Origin of the sequence: Acidovorax sacchari (genome assembly GCF_042847045.1) — a bacterium.
Lineage (GTDB): Bacteria > Pseudomonadota > Gammaproteobacteria > Burkholderiales > Burkholderiaceae_C > Paracidovorax > Paracidovorax sacchari.
Genome location: NZ_AP035783.1, coordinates 4,598,484 through 4,611,559 on the forward strand (window position 1 = coordinate 4,598,484; position 13,076 = coordinate 4,611,559).

A 13,076-nucleotide genomic window follows, 5' to 3' on the forward strand; every position below is an offset into this window, starting at 1 on the left:
CTAGCGCGCCGCCCGGGCCAGGCCGCGCTTCAACTCCTGCAGCAGCATCACCACCTGCCGCGAGGCATGGTGGCAGCTCTTGAAGGCCTGCCGGGCCTGGCGCTCATCGCCGGCTTCGGCGTGCAGCACCACGTCGGCGGCCTGCTGGTGGAAGTAGCGGTGGCGGCGGGCCATCATGTCGAAGGCCGGCAAATGCCCCAGGGCGATGCGGCCGGGGCCGCGCAGCCATTGGCCGAGCTCGGAACGGGTGTCGTCGCGGATGGCCTCGGGGCGCAGGCGTTCGTCGTGTGCGCCGCGCAGCAGCACCAGCTCCAGCCAGGGCACCCAGCGCTCCTGGGCGGCGATGGCGGCGTCGATGTCGATCTCGGCCAGCAGCTTGGCGGCCTCGTCGCCCATCAGCACCAGTTCGCTGGCCTGGCTGTCGGGCAGCGAGGTCCAGTCATCGGGCACGGGACGGCCGTCGGCCCGGGGCGGGAACAGTCGGCTGAAGAATCCCATGGTGGCGTGAGCGCGATCGGAACGGAGGAAGAAGGAAGGAGCGAAGGGGGTATTTTATTTGAAATAATTGATTTGCCTTAAACGATAAATTTAAGCAATCGATTTGCCATCGGTGCCCCGGTTGCCCGCATGGCCACAGCGGTTTTGGGGTGCGCCGCACAATGGTCCGCATGACGACCACGATGCCCTCCACCCCTTCCTCCACGGCCCCGTCTTCCATTGCTCCCGGGGGCGGCCATCGCCCCGCGCTCTCCATGCTGGACCTGGTGGCGGTGCGCGAGGGCGGCAACGTGGCCGATGCTCTGGCCCTGGCGCTGCGCACCGCGCAGCATGCGGAATCGCTGGGGTTCCGGCGCTACTGGCTGGCGGAGCACCACAACATGCCGGGCATCGCCAGCTCCGCCACGGCGGTGCTGGTGGGCCACATCGCGGGCGGCACGCGCTCGATCCGCGTGGGCTCGGGCGGCATCATGCTGCCCAACCATGCGCCGCTGGTGGTGGCCGAGGCGTTCGGCACGCTGGCCGAGCTGTACCCGGGCCGCATCGACCTGGGCCTGGGCCGCGCGCCCGGCACCGACGGGCCCACGATGCGTGCGCTGCGCCGCGACCGTGTCGAGACCGAGGAAGACTTCCCGCGCGACGTGGCCGAGCTGCAGCGCCTGCTCGGCCCCGCCCAGCCAGGACAGCGCATCACGGCCGTGCCGGGCGCGGGCACGCAGGTGCCCATCTGGCTGCTGGGCTCCAGCCTGTTCTCTGCGCAGCTCGCGGCCGAGCGGGGCCTGCCCTATGCCTTCGCCTCGCATTTCGCGCCGCGGCTGCTACACCAGGCACTGGACCTGTACCGCCGGCTGTTCCGCCCCTCCGCCACGCTGGAGAAGCCCTACGTGGCGATCGGCGTGCCGGTGATCGCGGCCGATACCGACGAGGAGGCCGACTACCTCGCCAGCAGCACCTACCAGCGGGTGCTGGGCATCCTGACGGGGCGGCGCGGCCTGCTGCAGCCGCCGGTGCGGGATTACGCGGCACTGCTGTCGCCGCAGGAGCGCGCGGCGATCGGCGACTTCCTGGCGGCGGGCGTGGTCGGCGGGCCGGAGACGGTGCAGGCCGGCCTGCGGGCGCTGGCCGGGGAGACGCTCGCCGACGAGTTCATGCTGGTGAGCGATGTGTACGACCCGGCGCTGCGGCTGCGCTCGCTGGAGATCGCCGCGCAGGCGAACGCCGCGGTGGAGGCCGCGCACACGGCCTGACACACCGGGGCACGGTCCCGTCGCCGGCAGCGGCTACCATCTCCGTCCGTCGCGCCGCTGGCGCCCCGTTTCCGGTCCGACCGCCCTCCCCGAACTTCCTGCCCGCATGCCCGCGTTTTCTTTCGAAGCCCTCGATGCCCAGGGGCAGACCCGCAAAGGCACCCTCGAAGCCGACAACGCCAAGGCGGCGCGCAGCCTGCTGCGCGCCCAGGCGCTGGTGCCGCTGGCCGTGGAGGCGCTCGGCACCGGCCAGGGCGCGGGCGGGGATGGCAGCGTCTCGCTCGGGCAGCGGCTGTTCACGCGGCCGGTGTTCGGCGCCACGGGCCTGGCGGTGTGGACGCGCCAGCTCGCGGGGCTGGTGTCTTCGGGGCTGCCGCTGGAGCGGGCGCTCACGGCGCTGGCCGACGAGTCGGATGACGACCGGCAGCGCCACCTGGTGGCCACGCTGCGGGCCGAGGTGAATGCCGGCTCCACCTTCGCGCGGGCGCTCACGGCGCACCCGCGCGAGTTCTCGTCCATCTATTGCGCGGTGATCGGTGCCGGCGAATCCAGCGGCCACCTGGGCCTGGTGCTGGAGCGCCTGGCGGACGACCTCGAAGAGCGGCAGGCGCTCAAGGCCAAGCTCATCGGCGCGTCCCTCTATCCGGCGATCGTGACGGTGATCGCGATCGTGATCGTGCTGTTCCTCGTGGGCTACGTGGTGCCGCAGGTGGCCGCGGTGTTCGCGGGCAGCAAGCGCGCCCTGCCCTTCCTCACGGTGGCGATGATGGCCTTCTCCGACGCCGTGCGCAGCTACGGCTGGGCGGCCCTGGGGGTGCTGGTGGTGCTGGCGCTGGCCGCCCGCTCCGCACTGGCGCAGCCCCGCGTGCGCGAACGCTTCGATGCCGCCTGGCTGGGCCTGCCCGTGGTGGGCCGGCTCTCGCGCGGCTACAACGCGGCCCGTTTCACGGGCACGCTGTCGATGCTGGCCGGCGCGGGCGTGCCCATCCTGAAGGCCCTGCAGGCCGCCGCCGAGACGCTGGGCAACACCGCCATGCGCGCGGACGCACTCGACGCGCTGGTGCTGGTGCGCGAGGGCGCGCCACTGGCCTCCGCGCTGGCGCAGAAAAAGCGGTTCCCCGGCCTGGTGTCGATGTTCGCGCGCCTGGGCGAGCAGACGGGGCAATTGCCGCTGATGCTGCAGCGCGCGGCCGCGCAGCTGTCGGCCGAGGTGCAGCGCCGCGCGATGCAGCTGGCCACCATCCTGGAGCCCCTGCTCATCGTGGCGATGGGCGTGATCGTGATGCTCATCGTGCTGGCGGTGCTCATGCCCATCATCCAGCTCAACCAGTTCGTGAAGTAGCCCTGCCATGGCCCTGACCCTGGACGACAAGCTCGTCGTCGCCATCTCCTCCCGGGCGCTGTTCGATTTCGAGGAAGAGAACCGCCTGTTCGAGGCCGGCGACGAGGCCGCCTACATGCGCCGCCAGCTGGAGCTGGTACAGCAGCCCGCGCGCGCGGGCATCGCCTTCCCGCTGGTGCGCAAGCTGCTCGGCTTCAATACCGCCCAGGCGCAGCGCGTGGAGGTGGTGGTGCTGTCGCGCAACGACCCGGCCAGCGGCATGCGCGTGTTCGCCTCGGCGCACGCCGCGGGCATGCACATCGAGCGCGGGGTGTTCACGCGCGGGCGCGACCCGTTCGCCTACCTGCGGCCGCTGGGCGCGCACCTGTTCCTCTCGGCCAACGAGAAGGACGTGCAGCAGGCGCTGAACATGGGCTTCCCTGCGGCGCGCGTGATGACCGATTCCACGCCGGCCGGCGACCGCTACCCGCACGAGGTGCGCATCGCCTTCGACGGCGATGCGGTGCTGTTCTCCGACGAGGCCGAGCGCATCTACCAGCAGGGCGGCCTGCCCGCCTTCCACGAGCACGAAGTGAGCAAGGCGGCGCTGCCCCTGGCCGGCGGCCCCTTCAAGCCATTGCTGGCCGCGCTGCACCAGTTGCAGCAGCAGGCCGATGCCTCGGAGACCATGCGCATCCGCACCGCGCTGGTGACGGCGCGCAGCGCCCCGGCCCACGAGCGCGCCGTGCGCACGCTGCTGGACTGGGGCATCACCGTGGACGAGGCGATGTTCCTCGGCGGGCTGGAAAAAGGCCCGTTCCTGCGGGAATTCGAGCCGGACTTCTTCTTCGACGACCAGCGCAGCCACGTGGCCTCCGCGGCGCGGCACGTGCCGGCCGGGCACGTGAGCGCCGGCATCATCAACCTCGTGCGCGAGGAACCTCGGGCCGATGCCCTGCTCCCACCATGATGCGACTCCGAACCCGACTGCACCATCCCCTGGCCGCCCTGGCGCTGGGACTGGCGGCGACCCTCGCCGCCGCGTCCGCCTCTGCCGCAGACGCGCCATCGAAGGCCACGGCCAGGGCCCCGCACGCCTCCGCAGCGGCCGAACCGGCCCAGTCCGCGGCCAGCCAGCCGCTCAGCAAGGGCGAGATCAAGGCGATCCGCGAGTTCCACATGCTGGATCTCAACGGCGACGGCAAGCTCAGCCGCAAGGAGGTGTCGATCATTCCGCGCCTGGCAGCCGCCTTCGACGACGCCGACACCAACCACGACGGCTACGTGACCCTGGACGAGGTCCGCGCCTATGCGGTGAAGTACCGCGCGGAGCGCGACCGGGCGAAGGCCGCCGCGGCTGCGGCATCCGCCGCCGATTCACCGGCTCCGGCGGCCTCAGCGCCTGCGGCCCGGAAGTAAGCCCCCGGCAGCACCGCCGCCCCCGGGTCAGGAATTGCCCGTGCGCTTGACCTTGGGGTCGGCGTAGGTCAGCGGCTGGTCCTTGGTTTCCTGGGACATGCGCTCCTGCAGGCTGTTCTTGTTGATTTCCTGCGCCATGTCCACGGCGGAGCCGCTCGCGCGCCACATCGACTGGATGAACTCCAGCAGCTGCTTGTAGATGGGCTCGGGCGGCGGCTCCTTGGCCTTCTCGGCCTCTTCCTTCTCTTTCTTCTTGACCTCGGTCCAGTCGCGGTTGGACGGGTCCTTGTCCGAGGGCTTGTCGGGCTCGCGGATGGAAGTGCCCTCGCCCAGGCGGTCCGTGGACTCCACCGGCGTCACGCCATTGACGGGCCTGACCGGCACCGCGCCCGAAGCGCCGGTGGAATACAAATCGGCGCCCTGAGGACGCCAGAGCGGCGATCGATCGACAGGTGGCATTTGCATGGCAGGCTTCCGTTGGTTGGCGAGAAACGTCGGGGGGGAGCTATCCCCGTCTCGTACATCCATAACGGCAAAAAAAAGGGTGGATTAAGGCCTTTTTTCACCTTTCGGCGTAATTTAAGGGTTTTCCCCTAGTCTTGCCACCTGCCAGCGGCCTCCCCAGGCTACAGAAAGCGCTCCAGCAGGCGCCGGGAGGCCTTGTCCAGCGCGGCCACGTCGGGCACGCGGAACTGCACGCCGTCGGCCGCGGCGATCAGCAGCGCGTTGCGGCTGCCCAGGCGCCGGATGTCTTCCTCGCCCTTCAGGATGAGCCGGGCCGCGCCCCGGTCGGTCTCCACCGTCCAGGTGCTGGGCGTGGTGAAGCTCGACACCGCGGCGATCCGCGTGATAGTGGGTACAAACTCCCGCGCCGCGAGCTCTTCCTCGATGAGCGCGCGGGCGGCTGCGTCCACGCGATCCAGCCGGTCGATCCAGAGGGCCTCGTGGCCGTCCTGGCCGACCAGCGACAGGCCCTCGCCCGGCGCGGCGATGGGGAATGCCCGTACGGGGGTGACGGCTTCGTGCACCGTGCCGCCGGCCAGCGTCAGGACCAGCCGGCCATGGGCATCGCGCTCGAGGCCGAAGGCGGGAAAAGCGGGGGAAGGATTCATCGCTGCGGAAGAGGAAGGAAGGAGTGGCCCGGCCATGGTCGGTCAGGACGAGCCCGCGGGATGGGTCGGATGGAGCAGCGCGCTGTCCACCACCACGAGGCCGGACGCCTGCGCGTCTTCCTCTGCTCGGCGCGCCTGGGCTTCATAGAGCCGCCAGTAGGCGCCCTGCTTCTCCATGAGTTCGTCGTGCGGGCCGACCTCGACGATCTCCCCGCGGTCCATCACCACGAGGCGGTCCGCCTTGCGCAGCGTGGAGAGCCGGTGGGCGATGGCGATGGTGGTGCGCCCCTGCACGAGGTTGTCCAGCGCCTTCTGGATTTCCTTCTCGGTCTCGGTATCCACCGCCGAGGTGGCCTCGTCCAGGATGAGGATGCGGGGATCGATGAGCAGGGCGCGCGCGATGCTGATGCGCTGGCGCTCGCCGCCCGACAGGCCCTGTCCCCGCTCGCCCACCAGCGAGTCGTAGCCGTGGGGCAGGCGCAGGATGAACTCGTGGGCATGGGCGGCGCGCGCCGCCGCGACGATCTCCTCGCGCGATGCGTCAGGCTTTCCGTAGGCGATGTTCTCGGCGATCGTGCCGAAGAACAGGAACGGCTCCTGCAGCACCAGGCCGATATGGCGGCGGTAGTCGGCCACGCGCAGGCGGCGCACATCCACGCCGTCCACCTGGATGGAGCCCTCCGTGGCGTCGTAGAAGCGGCTGATGAGGTTGACCAGCGTGCTCTTGCCCGAGCCGCTGTGGCCCACGAGGCCGATCATCTCGCCGGGCCGGATCTCCAGGTTCAGCCCCTTGATGACGGAGCGGCTGCCGTAGCGAAAGCCCAGGTTGCGCAGGGAGATGGCGCCCCGGACATGCGACATCGCCACCGGCTGCGCCGGGTCCGGCACGTTGCTGACGTGGTCCAGGATGTCGAAAATGCGCTTGGCGCCCGCCGCGGCTTTCTGCGTGACGGAAACGATGCGGCTCATCGAGTCCAGCCGGGTGTAGAAGCGGCCGATGTAGGCGATGAAGGCCGCCAGCACGCCCACCGTGATCTGGTTGTGCGCCACGAGCCAGATGCCGAAGCCCCACACCACCAGCAGGCCGATCTCGGTCATGAGCGAGACCGTGGGAGTGAACAGCGACCACGTACGGTTGAGCCGGTCGTTCACCTCCAGGTTGTGCTGGTTGGCGTCGCGGAAGCGCTGGGCCTCGCGCTTTTCCTGGGCAAAGGCCTTGACCACGCGGATGCCGGGAATGGTGTCGGCGAGCACGTTGGTCACCTCGGACCAGACACGGTCGATCTTCTCGAAGCCCGTGCGCAGCCGGTCGCGCACGTTGTGGATGAGCCAGGCGATGAAGGGCAGCGGCACCAGCGTGACCAGGGCCAGCCAGGGGTTGATGGAGAACAGGATGCCCGCCGTCATGAGGATCATGAGCACGTCGGTCATGAAATCCAGCGCATGCAGCGACAGGAAAACGTTGATGCGGTCCGTTTCCGAGCCGATCCGGGCCATCAGGTCGCCCGTGCGCTTGCCCCCGAAATAGTCGAGCGAGAGCTTGAGCAGGTGCTCGTAGGTGGTGGTGCGCAGGTCGGCGCCGATGCGCTCGGACACGAGCGCCAGGATGTAGGTGCGCGCCCAGCCCAGCCCCCAGGCCAGGAGCGCCGACAGCAGCAGCCCGCCCAGGTACAGCGCCACCAGGTGCACGGGAATCTGCTGTCCGTTCTGGAACGGAATGAGGACGTCGTCCATCAGCGGGATGGTCAGGTACGGCGGCACCAGGGTGGCGGCCGTGGAGGCCAGCGTGAGTGCGAAGCCCCCGGCCAGCTGCTTGCGGTAGGGCCGCGCGAAGCGCCACAGGCGCAGCAGCACCCAGGTGGAGGGCGGCGGGGATGGCGCGCGCGCGCAGGCCGGGCATTCCTCGGAATCCGGCGGCAGCACCGCGTGGCATGCGGGGCAACGTGGCTCGTCCTCGCCCGGTCCGCTGTCCATGGCCTCGGGCCGCTGCAGGAGCGCCACCTGCTGCTCGAATTTCTGCACGAAGCGCAGGGCCTGCGCATGGTGGCCCAGCGTGAAACGCCAGAGCGCGATGCGCCGTTCGGCATCGTGCAGCTCCAGCGTACCGACGCCGCCATGGTCCAGCATGCGAAGGCCCATGCCGGGAGCCAGGGCCCACTGCTGCAGGGGTCCGTTCCCCTCGCGGGCGATCAGCCGCCGCTCCGTGAGGGCCACCAGGCCGGAAGCGAAGCGCAGGGACGCGCTCAGGTCAACCCCGAGCGCGGCTGTTACGTTTTCATCGGACGCGAGTTCCGCTCGCAGTTCGGCCCCGGCGGGGCCCGTCAAGACACCGGAGGCGTCCACAGGATGGTGATTGTGCATTTTGGTTCGTGGTTCCGTCCCGGGTGGCCCGGGAGCCAGCCCGTTCGCCGGGTGTCATTGTCCCCGATGCCCGGTGCCTCCGGCCGGCATCTGCGTCTAACGCTGCGCCCCCGCCCCCCGCTGACATCCCCCGCCCTCCCGGGCTGACCGCCAGCCCCGCCCGAGCTGGCGCACAATCGCCCGCATACCCCTTCGTCTTCCCCGCATGGCCCGGCCGGCCTCCGTTTCCTTTACGCTGCAACCATGGCGACGACATTCCCCGACATCCAACTGCTGCGCATCAACTACCTGCGCGGCCCCAACATCTGGACGTACCGCCCGGTGCTCGAAGTCTGGCTGGACCTCGGTGCGCTGGAGGACCACCCCTCGAACACCCTGCCCGGCTTCAACGAGCGCCTCACGCGCTGGCTGCCGGCGCTGATCGAGCACCATTGCGGCGTGGGCGAGCGCGGCGGCTTCCTGCAGCGGCTGGAGGGCGGCACCTGGTGCGGCCACGTGCTGGAGCACATCGTGATCGAGCTGCTCAACCTCTCGGGCATGCCCACGGGCTTCGGGCAGACGCGCAGCACCAGCCAGCGCGGCATCTACCGCATGGTGTTCCGCGCCCGGGACGAGAGCGTGGCGCGCGTGGCGCTGGAGCAGGGCCACCGGCTCATCATGGCGGCCATCAACGACCAGCCCTTCGACGTGGCGGCGGCCGTGGCCCGCGTGCGCACCGAGGTGGACGACCAGTACCTCGGCCCCAGCACGGCCTGCATCGTCACGGCCGCGTCCGACCGCGGCATCCCGCATATCCGCCTGAACGACGGCAACCTCGTGCAGCTGGGCTACGGAGCGGCGCAGCGCCGCATCTGGACGGCCGAGAGCGAGTTCACCAGCGCCATCGCCGAGGGCATCGCCAGCGACAAGGACCTCACCAAGACCCTGCTGAGTTCCTGCGGGGTCCCGGTGCCGGAAGGCCGGATCGTGGACAGCCCTGAAGAAGCCTGGGAGGCCGCCCAGGACATCGGCCTGCCCGTGGTGGTCAAGCCCTCGGACGGCAACCATGGCCGCGGCGTGACGCTGGACCTGCGCCGCCGGGAAGACGTCGAGGCGGCCTACCACGTGGCCTACCCCGAGGGCAGTGACGTGATCGTGGAGCGCTTCATTCCTGGCGACGAGCACCGCCTGCTGGTGGTGGACGGCAAGGTGGTGGCAGCGGCGCGCGGCGAGGTGGTGAGCATCACCGGCAATGGCCGCTCCACGGTGAGCGAGCTCATCGACAGCCAGATCAACTCCGACCCGCGCCGCGGCTATGAGGAGGAGTATCCGCTGGACATCATCAATGTGGCGACCGATCCGAAGGTGCAGCTGGAACTGCAGCGACAGGGGCTGGGCGCCGACTCGGTGCCCGCCGCGGGCCAGCCTATCGTGGTGCAGCGCAACGGCAACGTCGCCGTGGACTGCACGGACGATGTCCATCCCGAGGTGGCCTACATCGCCCAGCTGGCCGCCCGCGTGGTGGGACTGGACATCGCCGGCATCGACCTGGTGGCCCAGGACATCTCCCGGCCGCTGCAGGAGCAGGGCGGCGCCATCGTCGAGGTGAACGCCGGCCCCAGCCTGCTGATGCACCTCAAGCCCGCCGTGGGCGCGCCCCGCCCCGTGGGCCAGGCCATCGCCGAGCACCTCTTCCCGGCAGCCGACGACGCGCCCGAGGGCACGGCCGGCCGCATTCCGGTGGTGGGCGTGGCGGGCACCCGCGGCACCGCCACCATCGCCCGCGTGGTGGCGTGGCTGATGCACCTGGGCGGCCGCCACACCGGCCTCGCATGCCGCGAAGGCCTGTACCTGAACCGCCGCTGCGTGGATACGTCCGACAACGCCCACTGGGAAGCCGCGCACCGCCTGCTGATGAACCAGACGGTGCAGGCCGCGGTGATCGAGAACGACGCGCGCACCATCCTGCGCGACGGCCTGGCCTACGACCGCTGCCAGGTCGGCGTGGTCACCGACATGGACGGCCGCGAGGCACTGGCCGAGTTCGACGTGCAGGACCAGGACCAGATGTACAAGGTGATGCGCACGCAGGTGGACGTGGTGCTGCCGCACGGCGCCGCCGTGCTCAACGCTGCCGAGCCGCAGGTGCTGGAACTGGCGCCGCTGTCCGACGGCGCCGTGGTGCTCTATGCGCAGGACGGCATGCTGCCCGCCATCGTGGAGCACCGCGCGCAGGACGGCGGCCGCGCGGTCTTCGTGAAGAACGGCCGGGTGGTTCTGGCCACCGGCACTGCCGAACACGTGCTGGCCCCGCTCGCCGACCTGGCCTTCGGCCGCAACGCGGTGCAACCCGATGCGGACACGCTGCTGGCGATCGTGGCCACGGCCTGGGCGCTGGACGTCGCGCCGGACCTGATCAGTGCGGGCATCAAGACCTTCGAGCCCGAGCCGCCCTGCGCCACCCCCGCGGCCGTGGCCCCGGCCGCTGCCTGAACGCGGCCCCGCCCCCTCTTTCGAACGCGAAGCACAAGAGAGCATTTTCCCCATGGACGTATCCCGCATCCGGGCCCTGCGCGGCCCCAATCTCTGGAGCCGCCACACCTCCATCGAGGCCGTCGTGACCTGCACCGGCAACGAGCGCGCGATGGGCCAGATCGCCGGCTTCGAAGCCCGCCTGAGGGCGCTGTTTCCGGCCGTGGGCGTGCTGCACCCCGAGGGCGGCGACAGCGACATCTCGCTGGCCCACGTGCTGCAGTCCGCGGCGCTGGCGCTGCAAGCCCAGGCCGGCTGCCCGGTGAGCTTCAGCCGCACCTCCGCGACGACCGACCCGGGCGTGTACCAGGTGGTCGTGGAATACACGGAGGAGGCCGTGGGCCGCCAGGCCTTCGAGGACGCCCAGGCACTGATCGAGGCTGCACTGAACCAGGGCCCCTTCGACGCCGACGCAGCCATCGCCCGCCTGCGCGAGCTGGACGAGGACGAGCGACTGGGCCCGAGCACGGCTTCCATCGTCGATGCCGCCGTGGCGCGCGGCATCCCGTACCGCCGTCTCACGCGCGGCAGCCTGGTGCAGTTCGGCTGGGGATCGAAGCAGCGCCGCATCCAGGCCGCCGAGGTCGACTCGACCAGCGCCGTGGCCGAATCCATCGCGCAGGACAAGGATCTCACCAAGCGCCTGCTGCACGCCGCCGGCGTGCCCGTGCCGCTGGGCAAGCCGGTCGAGACCGTGGAGGAGGCCTGGGAGGTCGCGCTCAAGGTGGGCCTGCCCGTGGTCGTGAAGCCGCAGGACGGCAACCAGGGCAAGGGCGTCACGGTGAACATCACCGAGCGCGGCCAGCTGGAGGAAGCCTTCCGCACTGCGGCCGAATACGGCACGGTGATGGTCGAACGCTTCCTGCCGGGCCATGATTTCCGGCTGTTGGTGGTGGGCGACCAGCTTGTGGCTGCCGCACGGCGCGAGCCGCCCCAGGTGCTGGGCGACGGCGAGCGCACGGTGCGGGAGCTCGTGTACCTCGTCAACCTCGATCCGCGGCGCGGCGAGGGCCATGCGACCTCGCTCACCAAGATCCGCCTGGACGACATCGCCGTGGCGCGCCTCGCCGCCCAGGGCCTCACGCCCGATTCCGTGCCGGCCAAGGGCCAGCGCGTGATCCTGCGCAACAACGCCAACCTCTCCACCGGCGGCACGGCCACCGACGTGACCGACGACGTGCATCCCGACGTGGCCGCGCGCGCGGTCGCCGCCGCGCAAATGGTGGGCCTGCACATCTGCGGCGTGGACATGGTGGCAGAGACCGTGCTGCGCCCGCTGGAAGAGCAAGGCGGCGGCTTCGTCGAGGTGAACGCGGCCCCTGGCCTGCGCATGCACCTCTCGCCGAGCTACGGCAAGCCGCGCAACGTCGGCCAGGCCATGGTGGACAAGCTCTTCGCGAACGGCCAGGACGGGCGCATACCCACCGTCGCCGTCACCGGCACCAATGGCAAGACGACCACCGCGCGGCTGATCGCGCACCTGTTCTCCGCCCAGGGCCTGCGCGTGGGCATGACCAACACCGACGGCGTTTACGTGAACGGCCGCCAGATCGACAGCGGCGACTGCTCCGGCCCGCGCAGCGCGCGCAACGTGCTGCTGCACCCCGAGGTGGACGCCGCCGTGTTCGAAACCGCGCGCGGCGGCATCCTGCGCGAAGGCCTGGGCTTCGACCGCTGCTCGGTGGCCGTGGTGACCAACATCGGCGCGGGTGACCATCTGGGCATGAACTACATCAACACGGTGGAAGAGCTGGCGGTGCTCAAGCGCGTGATCGTGCAGAACGTCTCGCCCGACGGCTACGCGGTGCTCAACGCCGCCGATCCGATCGTCGCAGCCATGGCGGCATCCACGCCCGGCAAGGTGATCTACTTCGCGAGCGACCGCCACCACCCCGTGATGGCCACGCACCGCGCGCAGGGCCACCGCTCGGTGTACGTGGACGGCGACTCCATCGTCGCGGCCGAGGGCTCCTGGCGCGAGACGGTGCACCTGCGCGACGTGCCGATCACGCAGGGTGGCCGCATCGGCTTCCAGGTGGAGAACGTCATGGCCGCCGTGGCCGCCGCCTGGGGCGCCGGCCTGCCGTGGCAGACCATCCGCCGCGGGCTCTCGGGATTCGTGAACGACAGCGACAACGCGCCCGGCCGCTTCAACGTGATGGACTTCCGCGGCGCGACCGTGATCGCCGACTACGGCCACAACCCCGACGCGATGCGCGCCCTGGTGGCCGCGGTGGACGCCCTGCCCGGCAACCGCCGCAGCGTGGTGATCAGCGGCGCGGGCGACCGGCGCGACGAGGACATCCGCGAGCAGACGGTGATCCTGGGCGCGGCCTTCGACGACGTGATCCTCTACCAGGATGCCGCCCAGCGCGGACGGGCCGACGGCGAGGTGATGGCGCTGCTGCGCGAGGGCCTGGCCCAGGCCTCCCGCACGAAGTACATCGACGAGATCCGCGGCGAATTCGTGGCCATCGACGCCGCGCTCGACCGGCTTCAGCCCGGCGACCTCTGCCTGGTGCTGGTCGACCAGGTGGAGGAGGCGCTGGCCCACCTTGCGAAGCGTTGCGCCGAAGGCGCACCCGCCCAATGACCCGTGAGACCAGC

At 70.6% G+C, this 13,076-nt stretch carries 10 protein-coding genes; 6 read left to right on the forward strand and 4 right to left on the reverse strand.

The window, feature by feature from the left end:
* Positions 1-498: a CZB domain-containing protein gene (locus ACGHC0_RS20330; protein WP_368352667.1), complete on the reverse strand. Its 498-nt coding sequence runs from the start codon at positions 496-498 to the stop codon at positions 1-3.
* 182 nt (positions 499-680) lie between these two features.
* Between ACGHC0_RS20330 and ACGHC0_RS20335 the strand changes: the two genes are divergently transcribed.
* The 4 genes from ACGHC0_RS20335 (at position 681) to ACGHC0_RS20350 (ending at position 4,485) form a co-directional block, all read left to right on the forward strand.
* Positions 681-1,745 (forward strand): LLM class flavin-dependent oxidoreductase, encoded by a 1,065-nt coding sequence (locus tag ACGHC0_RS20335; protein ID WP_405045368.1) that lies wholly within the window; start codon positions 681-683, stop codon positions 1,743-1,745.
* Between the two features lie 106 nt (positions 1,746-1,851).
* Positions 1,852-3,087 carry a type II secretion system inner membrane protein GspF gene (gene gspF / locus ACGHC0_RS20340; RefSeq protein ID WP_288494982.1) on the forward strand — a complete coding sequence of 412 codons (1,236 nt, stop codon included), beginning with the start codon at positions 1,852-1,854 and terminating at the stop codon, positions 3,085-3,087.
* Positions 3,088-3,094: 7 nt separating this feature from the next.
* The gene (locus ACGHC0_RS20345; protein WP_368352668.1) at positions 3,095-4,036 is read left to right on the forward strand and encodes a 5'-nucleotidase; all 942 of its coding nucleotides are present in this window, start codon (positions 3,095-3,097) and stop codon (positions 4,034-4,036) included.
* Positions 4,033-4,485, forward strand: a complete 453-nt coding sequence (locus tag ACGHC0_RS20350; protein ID WP_368352669.1) for an EF-hand domain-containing protein — start codon at positions 4,033-4,035, stop codon at positions 4,483-4,485. Before ACGHC0_RS20345 ends, ACGHC0_RS20350 begins: the two co-directional genes overlap by 4 nt.
* A gap of 27 nt (positions 4,486-4,512) precedes the next feature.
* Here ACGHC0_RS20350 and ACGHC0_RS20355 read toward each other — a convergent pair whose 3' ends face one another.
* From ACGHC0_RS20355 to ACGHC0_RS20365, 3 genes are all read right to left on the reverse strand, one after another.
* A complete protein-coding gene (locus ACGHC0_RS20355; protein ID WP_368352670.1) occupies positions 4,513-4,950 on the reverse strand; it encodes a hypothetical protein in 438 nt (145 codons plus the stop codon).
* Positions 4,951-5,111: 161 nt separating this feature from the next.
* Positions 5,112-5,597, reverse strand: coding sequence for a DUF1854 domain-containing protein (locus ACGHC0_RS20360; protein WP_368352671.1), 486 nt, complete (start codon positions 5,595-5,597; stop codon positions 5,112-5,114).
* A 42-nt stretch (positions 5,598-5,639) separates the two neighbouring features.
* A complete protein-coding gene (locus ACGHC0_RS20365) occupies positions 5,640-7,958 on the reverse strand; it encodes an ABC transporter ATP-binding protein (RefSeq protein WP_368352672.1) in 2,319 nt (772 codons plus the stop codon).
* A gap of 243 nt (positions 7,959-8,201) precedes the next feature.
* On the opposite strand from ACGHC0_RS20365, the gene cphA (ACGHC0_RS20370) reads away from it, so the two are divergent.
* Both cphA (ACGHC0_RS20370) and cphA (ACGHC0_RS20375) read left to right on the forward strand, forming a co-directional pair.
* A complete protein-coding gene (gene cphA / locus ACGHC0_RS20370) occupies positions 8,202-10,430 on the forward strand; it encodes a cyanophycin synthetase (RefSeq protein ID WP_368352673.1) in 2,229 nt (742 codons plus the stop codon).
* A gap of 52 nt (positions 10,431-10,482) precedes the next feature.
* Positions 10,483-13,062, forward strand: coding sequence for a cyanophycin synthetase (gene cphA / locus ACGHC0_RS20375; RefSeq protein WP_415266586.1), 2,580 nt, complete (start codon positions 10,483-10,485; stop codon positions 13,060-13,062).
* Positions 13,063-13,076 lie beyond the last annotated feature (14 nt).